Annotated in this window: 16 protein-coding genes; 14 read left to right on the forward strand and 2 right to left on the reverse strand. The window is 47.6% G+C overall.

Features of this window, described 5'->3' with window-relative positions; translation table 11 throughout:
* Positions 1-39: 39 nt before the first annotated feature.
* Positions 40-987 carry a glutathione synthase gene (gene gshB / locus Q1A08_RS19005; protein ID WP_299775852.1) on the reverse strand — a complete coding sequence of 316 codons (948 nt, stop codon included), beginning with the start codon at positions 985-987 and terminating at the stop codon, positions 40-42.
* Between the two features lie 461 nt (positions 988-1,448).
* On the opposite strand from gshB, the gene pilG reads away from it, so the two are divergent.
* The 8 genes from pilG to Q1A08_RS19045 all read left to right on the forward strand — a co-directional run bounded on the left by pilG (position 1,449) and on the right by Q1A08_RS19045 (position 13,327).
* Positions 1,449-1,841 (forward strand): twitching motility response regulator PilG, encoded by a 393-nt coding sequence (gene pilG / locus Q1A08_RS19010; RefSeq protein ID WP_166852824.1) that lies wholly within the window; start codon positions 1,449-1,451, stop codon positions 1,839-1,841.
* 36 nt (positions 1,842-1,877) lie between these two features.
* Positions 1,878-2,240, forward strand: coding sequence for a twitching motility response regulator PilH (gene pilH, locus Q1A08_RS19015; RefSeq protein WP_299775857.1), 363 nt, complete (start codon positions 1,878-1,880; stop codon positions 2,238-2,240).
* Between the two features lie 31 nt (positions 2,241-2,271).
* Positions 2,272-2,814, forward strand: coding sequence for a chemotaxis protein CheW (locus Q1A08_RS19020; protein ID WP_299775859.1), 543 nt, complete (start codon positions 2,272-2,274; stop codon positions 2,812-2,814).
* Between the two features lie 72 nt (positions 2,815-2,886).
* Entirely contained in the window at positions 2,887-5,049 is a 2,163-nt protein-coding gene (locus Q1A08_RS19025; RefSeq protein ID WP_299775861.1) for a methyl-accepting chemotaxis protein, read from the forward strand.
* A 42-nt stretch (positions 5,050-5,091) separates the two neighbouring features.
* The gene (locus Q1A08_RS19030; protein ID WP_299775863.1) at positions 5,092-5,961 is read left to right on the forward strand and encodes a CheR family methyltransferase; all 870 of its coding nucleotides are present in this window, start codon (positions 5,092-5,094) and stop codon (positions 5,959-5,961) included.
* 18 nt (positions 5,962-5,979) lie between these two features.
* Positions 5,980-11,817 carry an Hpt domain-containing protein gene (locus Q1A08_RS19035; protein ID WP_299775865.1) on the forward strand — a complete coding sequence of 1,946 codons (5,838 nt, stop codon included), beginning with the start codon at positions 5,980-5,982 and terminating at the stop codon, positions 11,815-11,817.
* A gap of 2 nt (positions 11,818-11,819) precedes the next feature.
* Positions 11,820-12,839, forward strand: a complete 1,020-nt coding sequence (locus Q1A08_RS19040) for a chemotaxis protein CheB (protein WP_299775867.1) — start codon at positions 11,820-11,822, stop codon at positions 12,837-12,839.
* Between the two features lie 17 nt (positions 12,840-12,856).
* Positions 12,857-13,327: a chemotaxis protein CheW gene (locus Q1A08_RS19045; RefSeq protein ID WP_299775869.1), complete on the forward strand. Its 471-nt coding sequence runs from the start codon at positions 12,857-12,859 to the stop codon at positions 13,325-13,327.
* Positions 13,328-13,381: 54 nt separating this feature from the next.
* On the opposite strand, the gene Q1A08_RS19050 is transcribed toward Q1A08_RS19045, so the two are convergent.
* Positions 13,382-14,107 (reverse strand): 16S rRNA (uracil(1498)-N(3))-methyltransferase, encoded by a 726-nt coding sequence (locus tag Q1A08_RS19050; protein ID WP_299776005.1) that lies wholly within the window; start codon positions 14,105-14,107, stop codon positions 13,382-13,384.
* A 100-nt stretch (positions 14,108-14,207) separates the two neighbouring features.
* On the opposite strand from Q1A08_RS19050, the gene Q1A08_RS19055 reads away from it, so the two are divergent.
* From Q1A08_RS19055 to Q1A08_RS19080, 6 genes are all read left to right on the forward strand, one after another.
* Positions 14,208-14,849, forward strand: a complete 642-nt coding sequence (locus Q1A08_RS19055; protein WP_299775871.1) for a response regulator transcription factor — start codon at positions 14,208-14,210, stop codon at positions 14,847-14,849.
* A gap of 12 nt (positions 14,850-14,861) precedes the next feature.
* Positions 14,862-16,853, forward strand: a complete 1,992-nt coding sequence (locus tag Q1A08_RS19060; protein WP_299775873.1) for a TonB-dependent receptor — start codon at positions 14,862-14,864, stop codon at positions 16,851-16,853.
* Complete coding sequence (locus tag Q1A08_RS19065) at positions 16,854-17,792, forward strand: hypothetical protein (protein ID WP_299775875.1); 939 nt, start codon at positions 16,854-16,856, stop codon at positions 17,790-17,792. It begins immediately after the preceding gene.
* Positions 17,782-19,194 carry a HAMP domain-containing protein gene (locus Q1A08_RS19070; RefSeq protein ID WP_299775877.1) on the forward strand — a complete coding sequence of 471 codons (1,413 nt, stop codon included), beginning with the start codon at positions 17,782-17,784 and terminating at the stop codon, positions 19,192-19,194. The genes Q1A08_RS19065 and Q1A08_RS19070 overlap by 11 nt, the downstream gene beginning before the upstream one ends.
* Positions 19,195-19,251: 57 nt before the next feature.
* Positions 19,252-19,557, forward strand: coding sequence for a hypothetical protein (locus tag Q1A08_RS19075; RefSeq protein WP_299775879.1), 306 nt, complete (start codon positions 19,252-19,254; stop codon positions 19,555-19,557).
* Between the two features lie 77 nt (positions 19,558-19,634).
* A complete protein-coding gene (locus tag Q1A08_RS19080; RefSeq protein ID WP_299775881.1) occupies positions 19,635-19,961 on the forward strand; it encodes a hypothetical protein in 327 nt (108 codons plus the stop codon).
* Position 19,962: the final 1 nt, after the last annotated feature.

The raw sequence follows: 19,962 nt of genomic DNA on the forward strand, positions 1-19,962 counted from the left end.
CAAGCGTTGATGCAAACGCTGCTTTAAGCATATTCAAGATTAATTAATACGCTTGGCGATCGCGTCCATCAATTGTTGGCCAATATTTGTACCGTAGGCTGCATCGATCTCGCGTACGCAGGTGGGGCTGGTGACATTAATCTCGGTAAGATAGTCACCGATAACGTCTAGACCAACAAATAGCAGGCCTTTTTCTTTTAAGGTTGGGGCTATTTGTTCAGCAATCCAGCGATCGCGATCGCTTAACTCTTGAGCGACACCCCGGCCACCGGCTGCTAGGTTGCCGCGCGTCTCGCCTTCGGCAGGGATGCGGGCTAAGCAATATGGCACTGGTTCGCCGTCAACAACCAAAATGCGCTTGTCGCCATTGCTGATATCCGGGATAAATTTCTGAGCCATGATGGTTTCTTGACCAAAGCGGGTCAGGGTTTCCAAGATAACGCCTACATTGGGGTCATCCTGTTTGCAGCGAAAAATACCGGCGCCGCCCATGCCATCAAGTGGCTTAAAGATCACATCGCCATGGTGCTGGTGAAAGTCACGCAGCTGCTGGTCGCTACGGCTAACCAATACCGGTGGGCAGCACTCTGGAAACTGAGTGGCAAAGACCTTCTCATTGCAGTCGCGCAGGCTTTGGGGCTTGTTCACGATCAGGCAGCCTTCGCACTCGGCGGCTTCGAGAATGTAGCTTGAGTAGATGAATTCGGAGTCAAAAGGAGGATCTTTACGCATCAATACGGCGTTTAGCTCAGCAATGGGCTGCTGCACTGTGTCGCCAAGCTCAAACCACTTTTCTGGGTTGGCGAAAACCTGCAGGGGCTTCATGTTGGCCATGGCGCGGCCTTGATCCAGGTATAAATCGGCCTGTTCCATATAGTACAGCTCCCAGCCTCGCTCGGCAGCAGCTAACAACAAGGCTAAGCTTGTATCTTTTTTGTACGTAATGGCGGCGATTGGGTCCATAACGACACCAAGTTTTACCTGCATAATCAAGCCTCTTCAAAATAGGTGGGTGGCAAGCATAAGAACTTGTGTGACATTAGGCAAATGCTGTTTTGTGTCAAGGTACTGTAAGGTGAATGAGGTACATTGGCGGCTAGATCCTCTTGTGGGCTCCCCAGCGCAAAATTTTGTTTTGCCGGCTTTCGTAGAGAATCGATTACTTTTTATCTGCCAATGCCCATCAATTCCCTAAACTCTGTGAGCCTTTGCTTATCTATTTCAACGGGTTATGGATAAAAGCTAGGAACTGTGTTAAAAATTGGCAGCTTGGCTGTAGCACAGTTGCGCCAAATGCCGGCCAACCGCTTTGGCGAGAATATTCCTTGGCTGGACTATATTTGTTGGACGCCAAAGCGAAATTGAGCTTCAAGGTGAGAAGTCAATCAATGAAACAGCCCCGCGTAAGCGGATAATTATTATAGCTACTACTCAAAGGTCACGATCCGATGGATGTAGATTTTGAAAGCCTTACGGTGATGGTCATCGACGACAGTAAAACGATTCGTCGTACGGCCGAGACCCTGCTCAAGAAAGTAGGCTGCGCCGTAGTTACGGCGACAGACGGATTTGATGCGCTGGCTAAAATTGCAGATAACAGGCCAGACATTATTTTCGTCGACATCATGATGCCGCGTTTGGATGGTTATCAAACCTGTGCATTAATTAAGAATAATAGTCAGTTTAAATCCACTCCGGTGATCATGCTGTCCAGTAAAGACGGCTTGTTCGATAAAGCCAAAGGGCGGATTGTCGGTTCAGATGAATACCTGACCAAACCATTTAGCAAGAGTGAACTTATCGGCGCGATCGAATCCCAAGTGCGCCTGACTAGTGCTTAAAACTCTAACAACAATAAAGCCAGCATTGGGGGGAATATGGCAACCGTACTTATTATCGATGATTCACCGACAGAGACCCACAAGCTCTCGGGTATGTTAAGTAAGAACGGACATGCAGTGATCACAGCAGACACTGGTGAAGCAGGCATGGATAAAGCCAAAGCAGAACGCCCAGACGTGGTGTTGATGGATATTGTAATGCCTGGTCTAAATGGCTTTCAGGCCACTAGGCAGTTAACCAAAGCTCCTGAGACCGCCAACATTCCGGTGATCATAGTAACCACTAAAGATCAGCAAACCGATAAGGTTTGGGGTATGCGTCAAGGTGCAAAGGCCTACTTAACAAAACCGATTGAAGAAAAGACGCTGTTGCAGACTATTAATGATGTGATGTCTTAATGGTTAAGGCAGTTAGACGGCAGGTATCACTATGAGCACGACTGCTAGCGCTTTTGATGTATTATCCGAGCTTTCGCTCACCGCTAAGCCTGGTGGCGCCGGTAAAGACCTCGATGCTGAAGCTCAGTTACAGTGGAGCGGCATCGGTTTTTCTTTGTTTGGCGAGCAGTTTATTGCCCCGGTAGGCGAGCTTTCGGAAATGCTCGAGATACCGGCCTCAACTCGTTTACCTGGGGTGCAGCCCTGGGTAGTCGGAGTTGCTAATGTGCGTGGTCGATTGCTGCCGTTATTTGATATGGCGGCTTTCTTTGGCGGCAAACTTAACAACTCAAAAAGACAGCATCGTGTACTAATTTTAGAAAGGGATAGCGTCTACGCTGGTCTGATTGTAGACCAAGTTTTTGGTATGCAGCATTTTCCCCTGGAGACTTTTCAGGAGCAGGCCAATAGCAAATTGGAGGCAGTAAGCAGCTGCTTGTCCGGTTGTTATCAGTTAAGTGATAGCAACTGGCAGGTTTTTAGTACTGCCAAATTGATCGAAGATCCAAGATTTGCCAATGCCGCGTTGAGCTAATTTGGTTTTCGCTGTAGCTGGCGAGCCCTTGGAAAAATATACTTAAATGCTAATAGGTCAGGAGCGCCTAGCATGAAAAATGATTCTAAAAGTTTTGCTTTAACCGTACGCAGCAACCCGTTCATGGCGGCGTTGATTGCAGCTCTGGTGGCATCGCTTATCGCTATGGCGGTGAGCTTTTATTTACTCCAGCGCGATGCTGGAAAAGACCAAGAGCAGCTCCAGTTAACCGCTGAATTACGAGCTTTATCGTATCGACTGTCGTCGTTGTCCCGAGAATCTACCTCCGGTGATGAGAAGGCATTCTCTGAGCTGTCTAAGGTGGTTGCCACCATGGACAGTACTTGGCAGACAGTACGAACTCAGGATGAAAGCAACCGCACTATGATGGCGGCTGAGTACGCGGCCTTTGATAGCGTTTGGCAGCGTGTGAAGTCAAACTCGCGAACGATTGTTAACAATAAAGACACCATTATCTTCCTCAATGATGTTGCAAACACTCTTAACCAGTCGCTTCCAGAGCTGCAGGCAGAGCATAACAACATTGTAGAGATTCTTTTGGAAAGTAACGCACCGGCGGATCAGGTGGCGGTAGCCCAGATGCAGTCTTGGCGTGCGGAACGTATTGGTCGAAACGTAGATAAGATGCTTCGCGGTGGTTCCGATGCAATGGAATCAGCGGATCAGTTTAACCTCGATGCAAACTTGTTCGGTAAAGTTCTTTCCGGCATGAGTGACGGCGACGTTGCGATGAGTATTTCGAAGGTAACCGATACCGATGCAATCGAAAGTTTGGTGGAAATTAAAGAGCTTTTTGATTTCGTAAGTTCCTCGGTAAAAGAAATCTTTGAGGCATCACCTTCACTGTTTAAGGCCCGTCAGGCGTCTGATGCGCTACTGGATGACTCCCCAGTATTGCTAGAAACCTTGAGTGATTTAACCGACGGTATTGCAACCGCGTCTGAGCAGCGTCAACCAAACAACACCACCATTGCTGTGATTGCATTCATTGGCGTTGTACTGTTGATCGTAATTGGTGCTCAGCTACTGAGCAGCTCTCGTAAGCGCTTAGAAGAATCCGCTGCGGCGAACGATCGTAACCAGCAGGCGATTCTGCGATTACTTGATGAACTTGCCGACCTCGCTGATGGTGACTTGACCACCTCCGCAACGGTAACGGAAGACTTCACCGGGGCCATTGCGGACTCGGTTAACTACGCGATTGACCAACTTCGTATTCTGGTATCCCGAATCAATACCACCTCAACCAGCGTATCGTCAGCGGCACAAGGTACACAGCAAACGGCGCTGCACCTCGCTGAGGCATCCGAACACCAGGCGCAAGAAATTGCCGGTGCATCGGCAGCGGTAAATGAAATGGCGGTAACCATTGACCAAGTATCTGTAAACGCCGCCGAATCAGCGGGCGTTGCGGAGCGATCGGTAACGATCGCTAACAATGGTGCGAAGGTGGTACAGAACACCATCACGGGCATGGATACGATTCGTGAGCAGATTCAGGACACCTCAAAACGTATTAAGCGATTGGGTGAATCATCCCAGGAGATTGGTGATATCGTAAGCTTGATTAACGACATTGCCGACCAAACCAACATTCTTGCATTGAACGCCGCGATTCAGGCATCGATGGCGGGCGACGCCGGTCGAGGTTTCGCGGTGGTAGCGGACGAGGTACAGCGATTGGCGGAACGTTCTGCTGCGGCAACCAAGCAGATTGAAGGCCTGGTAAAAGCGATTCAGAACGATACCAACGAAGCGGTAACCTCGATGGAACAAACCACGACTGAGGTGGTTAAGGGTGCGCGCCTAGCACAGGATGCGGGTGTTGCACTGGAAGAAATTGAAAACGTATCGTCTAGCTTGGCGGAATTGATTCAAAGCATTTCGAACGCTGCACGTCAGCAGGCTTCATCAGCTGGTCACATTTCTAATACGATGAACGTGATTCAGGAAATTACCTCGCAAACCTCATCGGGTACCAGTGCAACGGCACAATCAATTGGTAACTTGGCTGACATGGCGACCGATCTACAGGATTCGGTTGCGGGCTTTACCTTACCCGAAGGCATGCGCATGGATTCGGCAAATGAAGATGATGTGGTCTTCTCCGAGGCCGATGATGCCGATGTGGAAATCAGTTTAGATGATGTTGATGGCTTAGATGCATCATTGGATGAAGAAGAACAAACCTTGGAAGTCGCTGGTAATCAGTAAGACGAAATAGGGGTGAACGAGGTCTCTTAAGATAACTGTTAAATGTCTTGGTCTTTACAAGTATCCAGCGGATTGAGCGATTTAGAGTTTAATCGCTGGCGAAAATTATTAGAAAAAAGAGCAGGGATAGCAGTTGGCGAACAGCTTCGCAGTATGTTGCAGGTGCAGATTAATCAGCGCATGCAGGCGATAGGTTATAGCGACTACTCGGCTTATTACGAGTTTGTGCATAGTGGCCTTGGCGGTCGTTTAGAGCAGGCTCTATTGATTGAAAAACTGGTGGTCAGTGAAACCAGTTTTTATCGGCATCGGCCATCGTATGATTTTGTAAATTCTGCATTTGCGCAGTTTTTAGAACGCCGACAAGCGAATGCATCAATGGCTTGTTTTGATGTTTGGAGCATAGGCTGCGCCAGTGGAGAGGAGCCTTACTCACTAGCAATGGGTTTTGAAGATCAGCTGGCTGGTCGCGAGTTGTATGGCTCTGGGTTTTACAGCATTGTGGCTACGGATATTAGTCACAGGGCCATCGCGCAAGCACGCAAAGGTGAATACGGCAGAACTAGGTTCGATACCGTGCCGGATGAACAAAAGCAGCACTATTTTGAACAGTTAAAAGATGGGCGTTATCGAGTAAAGCCCGCGTTGGCAAAAAGTATCTGTTTTAGTCAGGCCAATATTGTTGATATCGACACAATGCCGATAGTGAAAATGGATCTAGTGTTTACGCAAAATATGTTGGTGTATTTTCGTAAGCCCCAGCGCCTAAGAATATTAGATTACATCGCCGAGCGCTTAAAGCCAGGTGGCTATTTAGTGCTTGGTTTGGGCGAGGTAACCAAGTGGCACAATCCGCGCATGCAAGTGGTGGATGTCGGTGCTGTGCAGGTTTACCAGCGCAATAAAGAATAATTGGGGATACTTCCTACTATGGAAGAAAAAAGAGACTTAACAGCACTGGATTGGGTACTCGGTGAAATTTCCGAGTCCCTAAATCAATCCCGGCAAGCACTGGAAGCCTATATGGGCGATGTGCAGGATGCTACCCAGCTGCGATTCTGTCTAACACATTTGCATCAGGTCTACGGCAGCTTGCAAATGGTTGAGCTTGAAGGCCCAACCATGTTGGCTCAAGAAATGGAGCTGCTTACCCAAGAGATGCTTAATGGTGCTGTGGCAGCCGATAATACAGTTGCCAATACTTTAATGCGTGCCATCGTACAGTTGCCGCTGTTTCTACAGCAGATACAGCGTGGTACGGGTTTCCATTCTTCAGCGGTATTTCCCCTCGTTAACGAACTGCGTGCGGCACGTGGTGATTCGCTCATTATTGATTCTGTGGGCTTTAAGCCTGATCTGTCGGCGCTGCAGTTACGTTTCGGTACGGCGCCTAAGCTGCTAGCTGATCAAGATCATTTTCTAGCGGTAGCTAAAAAGCTACAGCAGATGTTCCAGTTTGCTGCGGCCAGTGTTCTGCGCGGCATGAATGTAAAAGATAATCGCGATTATCTAAATAAAATTTTTCTTCGCTTAAAGGCTATTAGCCAAGCGAGCCCACGATTACAGCAGTGGGATATTGCCAAGGCTTGGTTAGACAGCCTAAGCAATGAAGATCTTTCTTCAGGCTTGGCAGTGCGCGCATTAATGCGTCATTTGCATCGTGACATCAAACTGATCTCCCAAAAAGGTGTGCCAGCTTTAAATGTAGCGCCTAACCAGGAGTTATTGCGTACCCTATTATTTTATGTGGCTTGTAGTACGGAATCATCCGATGCTATTCGCGCCGTACGTGAGCGCTATGCCCTCGATCAAGCCTTTGGGGGTAATGATCAGGCGACTATCTCCAGTGTGTCTGAACCACAGCTCGATACGATTCGTTCGGTGACCAAGGCACTGAAAGAAGAGCTGGATGAAATTAAACAAACCTTAGAAAAGTTTAGTGAAGACAGCGGTGAAGCTCACTCCCTAGAAGATATGTTGCCGGTATTCCAGCGCGTTGCGGATACCATGATGGTAATGGGCGTTAATGAGCTGCCAAAACAAGTTAATCAAATAGAAGAGTCGTTGCGCCTAAAGCTGCGTGATGGTGACTTACACGGACAAGAGTTGATGACGCTGGCGGAAGACATTCTGCATGTTGAGCATCAGCTTGAAGCTATTGCAAGCTCTGGTCGATTACAAGAAACAGTTGACAGTAAAACGCTTGCCGCATTAAGAATCGATGACGCCCAGCAGGCTGTAGTACAAGAATCTTACAGTCGCTTAGAAACCGTAAAGCAATCTATTGTTGAGTATATTGCCTCGCAGTGGGATGTCACCCATCTGCAAGAAACCCCAGCTCTGTTAAAAGAAATTGCGGGTGGTTTAGCGATCATTCCACTGCAGCGTGCTGCCAATATTCTATACACCGCCGCACGATATATTGACGATAAGTTGCTGATAGGCGATGCCGGTGCGCCGCAGTGGGTAGAGTTAGATACTCTGGCAGATGCTATATCCAGTGTTGAATACTATTTGGAAAAACTGCGTTCTGGTGTTGATAACACCGAAGATCAACTACTCGAAGTTGCCGAAGAAAGTTTGGCGAATTTGGGCTATGCCGTAGTTGAGATTCAGTATGTCGAGCCAGAAAAAGAAGCAGCTGCTGTAACTGATCATCAAACTCAGCATGATACGCCAGCCGTTGTTGGAGAAGTTGTTGAGCAGGTCGTTGAAGATCTAAACGCGGCAAATGAAGAAATTGATCTAGCGGAAACAAATACATTCGCTTCCGTCCCATCCTCGGTGCAGCAAGATGATGACGAGGATGAAGATGAAGTCGATAGCGAAATTCGCGAGATCTTTATTGAAGAAGCGGCGGAAGTTATTGAATCTATCGATGATTACTTCCCGCGCTGGGCAATGGATTTCTCTGATCAAGAATCGCTGGGCGAGTTCCGACGCGCATTCCATACCTTAAAGGGCAGTGGCCGATTAGTAAAAGCCTTCAGCATTGGTGAGTTGGCTTGGTCGGTAGAGAACATGCTTAATCGCATTATCGATGGTGCGATTGAGCCAAACGAGCAGCAAGTTAGTTTGATTAATCGTGTTCGCTCACATTTGCCTGGTCTGGTTGAAGCCTTTGCCGCGGAAACAGCGGTAGAAAATGAAGCGGAGTTGCAGCAGCTGCAAGAATGGGCAGCGGTGCTGGCCGATGGCGGCAGTGTTATTGGTTTGGATGACAAGCCAGAAGCTGAGGAAAATACTGAAGAAGAGCAGGCGAGCGACTCAACTGCTGATGAAAGCGATACTGCTGTCTCAGCTGATGATGCCGAGCCACTCAGCCAAGAAGACGAAGAACGCGAAGAGGAATACCAGCTTTGGGGAATTTTTGTGTCCGAAGCTGAAGGTCATTTGTATGAAGTGGGCCGCTTTAACGAGCGCATGCTGGCAGCCGCCCCTTTATATGAGGCACCGAGTGATCCAATGCAGCGTGCCTTGCACACCTTGAAAGGTAGTGCCCATATGGCAGGTGTTACCGAGGTGGCCGAAATCGCAACGCCGCTGGAAGGCCTGGCCAAAGAAATGCGTAACTATCAGGTTGTTTTGAACCAAGATAGTTTGCAGCTATTTGTCGATGCCCGTGAATATATTCAAGCGGCTCTAGAGCAAATTAAAGCGCGCCAAGAAATTCAAATTCCAGAAAAAGATATGTTCTTGGCTCGCGTTGCCGAGCAGTACGAGCTTAATGTTGGTCACCTGATTCACCAAGAGCAGGATTCACCACTAGGCTCTGCAGATCCAAGTAAGCTCACCGCCTTTATGGCCGGTGGAATGGATTTGTTGCTTGATGCTGATCGCCTATTGGTGAGCTGGCGTGCGGGTGGCCCGGCCGCCGATGTGGCAACCATTAGTACCGAATTACATGCATTGCATGAGGCTGCCGAGCAGGCACGTTTGCCGCAAGTGGCGCAATTAAGTGAACAGCTATTAGCGGTTTACAAACATGTGCCAGCAGATGCTGAAACCTTTGATGCTGAAGTTTTGGGGCACTTAGAACAAGGTCATGAATGTATTCTGGATATGCTCGATGCCGTAGCGGCAACCCAAGAGCTGCCGTTGCCAAGTGATGAGCTGGTAGCCGCCTTGGAATCTGATGCGCAAGGCCTAGATATACCCGAGGTAAGCGAGCCAGTTGCCGATGTTGATGATGGTGAAACTGAAGTTGCTGAGCAGGAAGTGGTTGAACCAGAAGCCGCCGAGCTAGAAGCAGCAGAAGAGGTTGAAGAAAAGGTCGACAGCGAGCCTGAAAGCGAAACGGAAGTCGAAGCCGTTGATGAAGGCACTGAAGAAGTTGCAGAGGTTCAAGAAACGTCGGCCGCACCAGAAGTTAGCGAGCGTGAAACCAGTCAGTACATTAAAGGTTTATTGGATGCGGCGGCTGCCAAGCCTTCTCAAGTAGTAGAAGAAGTAGACGCTGAAGACGAAGTTGATCCCGAAATTCTAGAAATCTTCTACGAAGAAGCCGAAGAGCAAATCGAAGAGATTGAAGAAGCGGTACACGATTGGGAAGAAGCGCCCAATGATCATCAGCATGCCGATGAGCTTAAGCGTATTTTGCACACCTTGAAAGGTGGTGCACGTTTGGCGGGTCTGTCGACGCTGGGCGATTTAGCGCATGATTTCGAAACTTATCTCATTAATAACTCAGAGCAAGCCAGTAAAGACCCCCAGTTCTTTATTCAGGTGCATGAGTATCAAGATCGCCTAATCAGCAAAATCAAAACTACCACTGATGATGCTGCTGCCGTAGAAGTTGTTGAAGAAGAGACAGAAGAGCAAGCGCCTAAAGAAGTTGCTGTTGTTGAAGCTGAACAGGTGCAAGTGCAAAGCCAGGCGCCGGTACAAGGCGAGCAAAATAAGCTGCAAGTTCAACGCAGCGCGCCGCAAGAAGTTATTAAGATTCCAGCCGATCTTCTTGAAAGCTTGGTTAACCTCGCTGGTGAGACCTCGATCTCCCGTGGCCGAATGGAACAGCAGGTATCCGATTGGGGTCAATCGCTGGATGAAATGAACTCCACCATTATGCGTTTGCAAGAGCAGCTGCGACGTTTGGATATCGAAACCGAAGCCCAGATCTTGTTCCGTCAGGAGCAGTTGCAGCAGCATGAAGATTTCGATCCGCTGGAAATGGACCGCTACTCTCAGTTGCAGCAGCTATCGCGCTCATTAACTGAGTCGGCTTCTGACTTATTGGATTTAAAACATACGCTATCTGATAAGGCGCGAGATGCCGAACAGCTACTACTGCAACAGTCGCGCATTAATACCGATTTGCAAGAAGGTTTGATGCGTTCGCGAATGGTACCTTTCTCTCGCATGGTACCGCGCTTACGCCGTATTGTTCGTCAGGTATCAACCGAGCTAGGCAAGCAAGTTAACTTGCAGATGGAAAATATCGAAGGTGAAATGGATCGCTCGGTACTTGAGCGCATGGTTACGCCTTTGGAGCACATGCTGCGTAATGCGGTGGACCACGGTATTGAATCAGCCGAAGAGCGTGCCGCCGAAAACAAAGCGCCGCATGGTCGCATCGTATTAAGTCTAACCCGTGAGGGTGGCGATGTTCTATTGCGCTTGGCTGATGATGGTCGCGGTATTGATCTAGAGAAAGTTAAGGCCAAAGCTATTGAGCGCGGCATGATGGCCGCCGATGCCCAGCTGAGCGATCGCGACATAATGCAATTTGTTGTGCAGGCGGGTTTCTCTACCGCTGAATCGGTGACTCAAATTTCGGGCCGCGGTGTTGGTCTTGATGTTGTAAGTAGTGAGATTAAACAACTTGGCGGTGCGGTTACTATTAACTCACAGCAGGGCCAAGGTACTGAATTCTTAATTCGCCTACCGTTTACGGTATCGGTAAACCGCGCCTTGATGGTGCAGATTGGCGACGACTCCTACGCCTTACCATTGAACACCATCGAAGGTATTGTGCGCGTTAGCCCGTTCGAGTTAGAGCATTATTATCAAGATCCCCAAGCACGTTTTGAGTACGCCGATGAGAACTATAAGGTTCGTTATCTTGGCGAAATGCTTGGCACTGGCGCTAAGCCAAAACTGGAAGATCAGATTCTTCCGCTTCCGGTCGTGCTAGTAAGAACCACCGAACATGTGGTTGCGATTCAAGTAGATTCCCTGATGGGTAGCCGCGAAATCGTGGTGAAAAGTCTTGGCTCGCAGTTTGCGGGTGTGCAGGGTTTATCCGGTGCAACTGTTATGGGTGATGGTAGCGTGGTTGTTATTATCGATCCTGTGGCCTTGATTCGTCGCCAAGCAGCCATGAGTTATCAGCCGCAGCTGCTGAGTGAAGAGCCTGCTTTACCAAGCGGTGAAAACGACGAAATTACCGTAATGGTGGTGGATGATTCTGTAACGGTACGTAAGGTAGCTGGCCGCTTCTTAGAGCGTCAGGGTTATCGCGTTATTACTGCTAAAGATGGTATGGAGGCACTGAAAGTTCTGCAGGACGAAATCCCGGCAATCATGTTGCTGGATATCGAAATGCCACGTATGGATGGCTTTGAAGTTGCCAAGAACGTACGCGGTAGTCGTCGCTTGCAAGACCTGCCTATTATCATGATTACCTCTCGAACTGGTGATAAGCACCGCGAGCGCGCCATGGAACTTGGTGTGAATAAATATATGGGTAAGCCGTATCAAGAAGAGGCTCTGCTAGAAAATATTAATGAGCTGATTGGCATTGTTCCGCGAGCGCTTGAGCAAGCTTAACGATGAAGCGAAATTTGCAGGGCTTAAAGCTGGGTGTTATTGCTAATGATGATGCCAGCCTAGAGGGCTTTAACGACTTGCTAGCCGGTTTAGGCTGCAAGTCTATTTTTGCAGATACCTTGTCGAATATAGATTGGCAAGGCGAAATCAATCAGCTGCAAGCCGATGCCTGGATTGTATGCGTAAAAGATCATGACGATGATGCTTTGGCCGATTGGTTGGCCGAGCAAAGTTGTGCCTTGATGTTGGCCGATGAAGATATCCCCAAAAAAGATTCAGCGAGCTTCGGCGAGTGGCGTCAGCGTTGGATGCAAAAGTTGCATAAGCTTCGCCAAGGCGAAACCCAAGTAGCCCGTTGGCCAAAGCAACTTTGGATTCTTGGTGCTTCAACCGGCGGCCCAGAAGCGGTAAGCGAATTTCTCGCCGCACTGCCCGATGGTCTAGATGCAGGCTTTATTTATATACAGCACAGCAGTGTGGCCGGCGTTCCTCTGATTCGTCAGGTGGTCGAAAAACACAGCCCTTACCCAGTAGAAATTGCCGAAGCCGGTCAAGCGGTTGCCGCTGGCAAGGTGCTGATGTTGGGCGCTAAAAAACGCCTGCTGTTAAACTCTCAAGGCATGTTAGAAGCCGATGGGCGCGCATGGGCCAGCGATTTTTCACCGAGTATCGATCAGTTTGTTTACTCGGCCGCGACCAAAGTGGCGGCAATAAATAGCTGTCAGCTGGGTGTGATTATATTTAGTGGTATGGCTGGGGATGGCGCCGAGGCCTGTCGTTTCGCACAGCAGCGCGGTGCGCAAATTTGGGTTCAGAGTCCTGAGTCCAGTATTAGCCCTTATATGCCAATAGCGGCTGCCGAAATCGCCGAGATCGAATTTAGTGGCAGCCCTAAACAGTTAGCAAAAAATATTAGTCAGCAGCTCAGTGATGTACAAGTAGAGGTGCAAGCCGCCGAACGGGTCGAGAACCAAGCAGGCGAGCAAATACCAGCAGCAAAATTAGATAAGGTCGCCAGTTAAGGTCTGGAGTAATTTTTATGGAACAACTTGCCCAAGAACGCCCCACAGAAGTCCCCAGTCTTGCGGTGCCGGTGGCTGGCTTTACACTATTATTACCGACTATTTCAGTAGCCGAAATGGTACCGTATCGAAAATCTCGTTTTATCCCAGCTGAGCAAGAAAGCGTAGGTTATATTGGGCGCTATGAGTGGCGAGATCAGCAAGTGCCTTTACTGTCTTTTGAAGAGTTAAATGGCTTACCGCGCGGCGAGGTTTCTGGCTATAACCAGGTGGCGATCATCAATGCTACGGGCATAAGTTCTGAACTGGCCTATGTGGCCGTGATTGCCCAGGGTATTCCCCATGTAGCACGAGTAACACCCGAAGCAATTCAAGAGTTACCCGATGCTCCTGATTTTCCCTATGTGAAAATGACCGTTATCGTTGATGGCCAAGAAGCGGCCATTCCCGATGTGCCCGCTTTAGAGGCGATGGCGGCCGAGCTTTAGATACTGGCAATAAGTATCGAGCTAATTTCTTTTTAAGCCTGCTTGGCAGGTTTTTTACAAATCGCCCCAGTGATATTGCAGCAAGCTTAATGCTGCTAATGGGGCGGTTTCTGTGCGCATAACCCTTGGCCCAAGGGTAAGGGCTTCAAAATCTACCGCCTTGGCAGCTTCAATCTCCGGTTCGCTCAAGCCTCCTTCAGGGCCGATTAGTAGGCAAGCCTGTTCAATCGATTGGCTTGGATCTAAACCTTTGCTGTCGCGATGGTGCAATACCCATTTTTGCCCCTTGGGTGCATCTTCCAAGAAGCTATTAATGTTAATGGCATTGTTCAAGCGGGGTAGCTGATTGCGTTGGCATTGCTCGCAGGCGCTGATCAGAATTTGCTGCCAGTGCTGCTGTTTTTTCTCTAATCGTGGGCCGTTTAGCTTAACTTCGGTGCGCTCGGTGAATAGCGGGCTAATTTCTGTCACACCTAGTTCACATGCCTTCTGTAAAACCCAGTCCATACGGTCACCACGAGACACTCCAATCGCTAAATGGCTGTGTAATGGGGATTCACGATCGACCTTGTTATGATCGGTAATCGTTACTTGAGTGACTTTTTTGCCGACCTCATGAATAATAGCTGAGTATTCACCCCCTAAACCGTTGAATAGGGTTAGTTCACGGCCTGCAGCCATTCGTAAGACTTTGCTGACATGACGTGAAGCAGCCTCTTCTAGGCTGATGGTCTGACCGCTTGATAATGTTTGTGGGGTGTAGATTCTCGGAATGCGCATGGCGAAGCCGCTAGAGAGCAAGTGAATGTTAGCGACTAAGCGCCAGTGGCTGCTCATAATAACAGAATTGAGCGGTCAAACCTAAGATATGGATGTAGTGATGAAAGCCACCTTATTGATCGTAGAAGATTGTGAAGCCACCCGAGAGCGACTAGAAACCGCCATTATCGAAGGTGGTGAATTTCGCTTGGTGGGCTCGGTGGGCACCTTTAAAGCCGCCGCCGCCATGCTGGAAAACTCATCCCCAGATATCTTACTTACCGATCTAGATCTACCCGACGGTAATGGTATTGATCTGATTAAGATGCTGCGCCAAAGCAAGGTTAGCACCCAGCTGGCTATCGTGATTACGATCTTTGGTGATGAAGCCCATGTGATCAATGCGTTGCGTGCAGGTGCATCGGGTTATCTACTGAAGGATGATGAATTCTTCGAGATCAATAACGCCATTAAACAAATGCAAGAAGGCGGCGCCCCTATAAGCCCAGGCGTAGCGCGTTTCTTGCTTCAGGAATTTAAGCCAGCACCAGCCCATGAAGAAGATAGCCATAATACCTTGAGCGAGCGCGAACACGAGATCTTGTTGTTGGTCAGTAAAGGCTATACTTCTAAAGAGATCGGCAATATGCTGAATGTATCCTTTCATACGGTAAATGCCCACGTTAAGAATATTTATAAAAAGCTAGCGGTTACCAACCGCACTGGGGCCATCTATGAAGCCACCAAAAAAGGCATTATCTAAGAGCCTAACACTGTGAAGCAGCACAAACAGAGTTTGATATTTCCACTGGCCGTGTTGGCCGCTATGCCCACCATGGCGATGGATGAATCCATGGATTTGGATTTGCCAGTTGTTATCAGTGCAAGCCGTTTAAACCAATCTATTTTACATAGCCCCTCAGCGGTAACCGTAATCGATAAAAACATGATTGCGGCTTCGGCCTATACCGATATCGCCGATGTGTTGCGCCTAGTGCCTGGCTTTCAAGTGGTGCGTGCTGATGGCCGTACTCATTCTGTGAATTCTCATGGCGGTGGCTGGGAATTCAGCAACCGCCTGCAAGTATTAATCAATGGCCGTACGGCTTACCTACCTACTTTATCGGTTGTTGATTGGGATACTTTGGGCGTTCATATCAATGATATTGAGCGTATCGAAGTGGTACGGGGGCCTTCAGCTTCAGCCTATGGTTCTAATTCTATTTCCGCAGCTATTAATATTATTACTCGTGAGCCAGGCTTGAGCGAGCCTTACCGTTATTCCGTAAGAGTGGGTAATAAAGGTGAGCGTGAGTATCAAGCGAGTTGGTCTGGGCAAGGCGCTTTAATGGATTATCGCGTAAATCTATGGAAACGCCGATCCAATGGTTTAGATAATTTTCACGATTTTAAAGATCATGACAATTTTAGTTTTGCCGGCGTTAGTCAGCTATCCGATGGCTCTAAGCTAGATATTGAGTTTAACTTTTACAATGGCAAAACCGGCGCTGCCGAATTTAGAGAATTCCAGCCAAGAGATCGAAAGGTCAATGGTTTTTCAGCAAAAATTGCCTGGCAGAAAAATTACAGCGCCAACAGCGATTTTGGAATCAAAGCCTATTACAGCGATCGCGATGAAGACGACCTTACCTTTACTATTCCACTATATGAAATCGTAGGCTTAAGCCCAGAAGTCTTCAAATTAGTTACTGGATCGGACGATGTGTTTTACCGCACCGGCTACAGCACCCATAAAGGCAGACGCGCCGATTTAGAAGGGCAATATAGCTGGCACGGCGATGGTGGTTTTAAAGCGGTTGTAGGTTTGGGGGTTCGGCAGGATTTCTTAAAAAGTATTTCCTATTTTCCGCAAAAGGGTGAAGTTGAAGAAACGAGTTTTCGAAGCTTTGCCAATATCCAGCAGCCTCTAAGTGAAACCGTTTTGCTTAACTTGGGCTTGCTTTATGAGAATACCGGTGATCAAGGTTCTCACTGGTCGCCGCGCTTAAGTTTGAACTGGGAGTTTAAGCCACAACAAAGTTTACGTATTGCGGCGTCTCAAGCCTATCGTCAGCCTTCTCTACTAGAGGCAAACTTTGATACCAAAACAGAGTTAAGCAATGGCTTTTTGCTGGATCAGCGTTACATCTCTGATGAGAATTTAGAAGCCGAAAAGATCCTCAACCTAAACCTTGCCTACCAAGGGAAATCTGGCTTTTGGCAATGGGAGCTAAGCGCCTATCGTGAAGCCTTAGATAATATGATCGATTATGCTTCTGATCGCTCGGTCATTGATCCACTGCGCAATTTTGCGACCCGTATTGGCAATTATGATAGCTACGACAGCCAAGGCATAGAGGGTGAGATCAGCTACCGCCCACAATTGAATAAATTTATAAGGTTTCATTTTAATCGTGGCAGCAGTCACCATTACTCGCTATTGCGAATAAACCCATCTCTGCCAAGAATCTATAAGGATCGTGCGCCTAAATGGAGTGCGGGGATTTTTGTGTCTTATCCCATAAATCAGTGGCAAGCAGGCTATTCCATACAATATATGGACGAAGTCTATTGGGATGGTTTTGGAGATCGCGTGAAATCATACACTCGTATGGATCTCTCCCTAGCTAAAACTTGGGATATCGGTGACAAGGAGCTGGAAGTGAAATTTGGAGCATTGTCGTTTAATAGCTCATACCAAGAATTCAATGAGGACCTATTTATAGAGCCTCAGTACTATCTCGGTTTTACTCTGGCCAAGCGCTAGATGACAGCTCGTTATCTACTTTTATTGGCGCTTTTATTTGGCAGCCTTCCGGGCTTTGCCGATATACATATCCTTGTGCCTGAGCAAAGTAAATCTTTAGAGGCCGCCGCCGAGCAAATCAAAACTGAAATGCGTAGCCGTGGTATCGCCGAAGATGATCTGTCGATTCGCTACGGTCTGCAAGCACCTGCCGAAGGTTTTGATAAAACTGATCTATTACTAGCCCTTGGCCCAAAGGCCGCTAACTTTGCGCTGCAGAACGGGCAACAGAATAAGATTGTCTTTAGCTTTGTAGAAGAAGCTTTTATCCGCGAGGCTACCGAAGGGCGCAAAGTTGGTAGCTGGGCAGCCATTGTGATTAATCAGCCACTACAACGTATGTATGCATTGGCAGAGTTACTCTTGGCTGAGCGATCCAATAAAACAGTTCTTATCCCCAATAGCTTGAACAATGCGCTACTCAATAAGCAAGTAGAGGATTTAAGCCAGAGCGAAGCCCTACAACTTATTCACCGCAGCATCGAGCCAAATGCTAGAAATATATCCCGCTTAGAAGATGAGTTTTATCAGGCGGCTATGATATTGGCACCACTGGATAATGAATTATGGCGCGGAAAAAATGCTCGCCTATTATTGCATCAGGCTTATAGCTACCAATTACCTATCGTTGCCCATAGTCGTGCTTTTACCAAAGCCGGTGCTATGCTTGCCGTTTATCTCAGCAAAGAGCAGGTCGCTAAAGAGACGGCAGATCTAGTGAAAACCTGGCAAGCGGCCGATAGCTTTGCTCAAGATGCCATCGTCTACCCCGAGGCAAACTTAGAAATTAACGACAATATTGCTAGGGCCCTACGTTACAAGCCAGAATTAATCCGTCAGCAGCTTCAGCAGCCGGAGCAAAAGCAAAAAATTCTAGGGAGGCAGAGTCGTGCTCGCTAGAAATATTCGCAGTCAGTTGCTATTTATTGCCATGATGCCGCTGCTGCTAGTGGTAGCTGCGGTGAGTGTCTTTATGCTCTCTGAATCACTAGATGATATCGAAAGTAGCCTAGAGCGCCGAGGCAATGATATTTCAACCCAAGCGGTGTTGATGTCAGAGTTTTATTTTTACACCGGCGATGTGCAACGTCTAAGTGAAATTGCCGGCATCTTAATCAATATCGATGCGGTGAGTTCGGTTCGCTTTGTGGATGTTAATAATAAAATTCTGGCTGAGCAAAGCAAACACAATACCGTCATCAATAAAGATCGTCTGTTTATTATCCCGATATACAGTAAAGATGTATCGCCAGATGAAGTGTCTGCCTTGGCGGGCATTGAAGAAGATCAAGAAGAACGCCTGGGGCAAATCGAAATTGCATTATCCAGAGACGAGCATTCCAGCCTGCGAGAGAAAGCTTATCTTCGTATTATGGTTGTCGCCGTATCCGCCGTGGCTCTGGGTATCTTTATGGTGTATTTATTTGGCCGCCGCTTAAGCGCTTCACTTTCCAATATGGCCGCTTCGGCAAAAGAAGTGAAGATGGGCGATTTAAATAGTCGCAGCCCTGAGGATGGTGAAGGTGAAATTTTAGAATTACAGCGCATGTTCAATAGAATGGTCGGCAGCTTGCAAGAAAACGAAGTGCAGCTGCAAAACCGTATCGCCCAAGCGACCAAATCCTTAAATGAATCCGTAGATGAGCTATCGCAAAAAAATACCCAGCTAGAGCAGCAGCGTCAAGAAGCCATTGAGCTAGAGCGCAGCAAGGCCATTTCTGATGAGCGTGCTCGCATAATGAAAGATATGCACGATGGTATCGGTGGCCAGTTGGTGGCCTCACTAGCCATGATTGAAAAAGAAAAGAACAGCGAGATACGGGATAATATTTCTTCGGCACTGCGAGAATGCCTAGATGATTTTCGCTTGATCATTCTATCTTTGAATGTGAGTGAGAGTAATTTACAGGCCTTGCTGGCCGATTTTAAATATCGCATTAATAAAAAGCTTGCTAAGTTGGGTGTAGGATTGCGCTGGCAGGTAGCCACCGAAGTCGATCAAATAAATATCCAGCCCCAGCAAAGCTTGCACTTGTTGCGCATTCTGCAAGAAATGTTCGCCAATATTTTGAAGCACAGCGAAGCAGATGAAATTACCTTGAAGGTAAGCTTGAGCGACAAGGAAGTTTTGTTGCAAGTGGATGATAATGGAAGCTTCGATGAACCTGAACAAGCTGGTGGGCATGGCCTAAAGAATATGCGTTGGCGAGCTGAGGAGCTCAAAGGACATTTTGAGCTGAGCCAAAACGAGCAAGGCGGTGCAAGCGCGAAGCTTTCCTTTCCTGTAGATGCTGCTTCCTAGCTGTTGGTTTATGGATTTGTAGCTTTTAAAAAGCCTATTAAAATCGTTATGTGATCTATGAATTTACTTGAGGAATATATTCCTGATTACTCTGGGCATATTGCAAAGTTAAAGTATAGCGTTGAGAAAGAAACACTTGAAATAGTGTTTTTTGATCGGCCTGAAGAATTCAATATTGTTTTAAAACTCGTATTTTATGGTGTCAAGGAGTTGCGTGAGGCCGAGTTCGAAAGGCCTGAGGATAACTGTATTGAGCTAGCGATTGGTTTAGACTCAGTTATTGGAGGTTACTGTCTCCATACGGACCAGCGCGAAATACATTTTCAAGCAAATAGAGTGGAGTCTTTTAGTGTCGATAGATAGCAAGGCCAATCAATCTCCAGAGCTACACTTTGTTTCATTTTGTAAGCTCCGCTAACGGCATTAAAAGTAATAGAACTATGAGAATACTTGCACTGCTTATACTTTTTTCCGGAGTAGTTTCGGCTGGAGAGATAACTTTACTTAAAGGCCAAGCTTATACTGTACCTGATGGTAAGGTGTGGATTATAGAGAATACTCCGGTTTCAACTTGTCGAGTTTGTACAGCCGACGTATACGTTAAAGGTGAGCTAAATAATATTGAAGCAGCTGGTGTTATATTTAGCGGGGAGTTCAATTTTTCGTTTAGTTCTAATTCAAATGGTCCAATTAGGCTATTTCCAGGTACTAAAGTGACTCTAGGCGATAGTCGTGGGTCGCTAGTTGTCTACGAAGAAGAGCTTTAAG

The sequence above is a fragment of the uncultured Pseudoteredinibacter sp. genome, from assembly GCF_947500695.1.
GTDB lineage: Bacteria > Pseudomonadota > Gammaproteobacteria > Pseudomonadales > Cellvibrionaceae > Pseudoteredinibacter.

What these genes read in the sequence shown, in the direction of transcription:
- gshB (WP_299775852.1), bottom strand. Translation starts at nt 987, where the DNA reads ATGCAGGTAAAACTTGGTGTCGTTATGGACCCAATCGCCGCCATTACG.
- pilG (WP_166852824.1), top strand. Translation starts at nt 1,449, where the DNA reads ATGGATGTAGATTTTGAAAGCCTTACGGTGATGGTCATCGACGACAGT.
- pilH (WP_299775857.1), top strand. Translation starts at nt 1,878, where the DNA reads ATGGCAACCGTACTTATTATCGATGATTCACCGACAGAGACCCACAAG.
- Q1A08_RS19020 (WP_299775859.1), top strand. Translation starts at nt 2,272, where the DNA reads ATGAGCACGACTGCTAGCGCTTTTGATGTATTATCCGAGCTTTCGCTC.
- Q1A08_RS19025 (WP_299775861.1), top strand. Translation starts at nt 2,887, where the DNA reads ATGAAAAATGATTCTAAAAGTTTTGCTTTAACCGTACGCAGCAACCCG.
- Q1A08_RS19030 (WP_299775863.1), top strand. Translation starts at nt 5,092, where the DNA reads ATGTCTTGGTCTTTACAAGTATCCAGCGGATTGAGCGATTTAGAGTTT.
- Q1A08_RS19035 (WP_299775865.1), top strand. Translation starts at nt 5,980, where the DNA reads ATGGAAGAAAAAAGAGACTTAACAGCACTGGATTGGGTACTCGGTGAA.
- Q1A08_RS19040 (WP_299775867.1), top strand. Translation starts at nt 11,820, where the DNA reads ATGAAGCGAAATTTGCAGGGCTTAAAGCTGGGTGTTATTGCTAATGAT.
- Q1A08_RS19045 (WP_299775869.1), top strand. Translation starts at nt 12,857, where the DNA reads ATGGAACAACTTGCCCAAGAACGCCCCACAGAAGTCCCCAGTCTTGCG.
- Q1A08_RS19050 (WP_299776005.1), bottom strand. Translation starts at nt 14,107, where the DNA reads ATGCGCATTCCGAGAATCTACACCCCACAAACATTATCAAGCGGTCAG.
- Q1A08_RS19055 (WP_299775871.1), top strand. Translation starts at nt 14,208, where the DNA reads ATGAAAGCCACCTTATTGATCGTAGAAGATTGTGAAGCCACCCGAGAG.
- Q1A08_RS19065 (WP_299775875.1), top strand. Translation starts at nt 16,854, where the DNA reads ATGACAGCTCGTTATCTACTTTTATTGGCGCTTTTATTTGGCAGCCTT.
- Q1A08_RS19075 (WP_299775879.1), top strand. Translation starts at nt 19,252, where the DNA reads ATGAATTTACTTGAGGAATATATTCCTGATTACTCTGGGCATATTGCA.
- Q1A08_RS19080 (WP_299775881.1), top strand. Translation starts at nt 19,635, where the DNA reads ATGAGAATACTTGCACTGCTTATACTTTTTTCCGGAGTAGTTTCGGCT.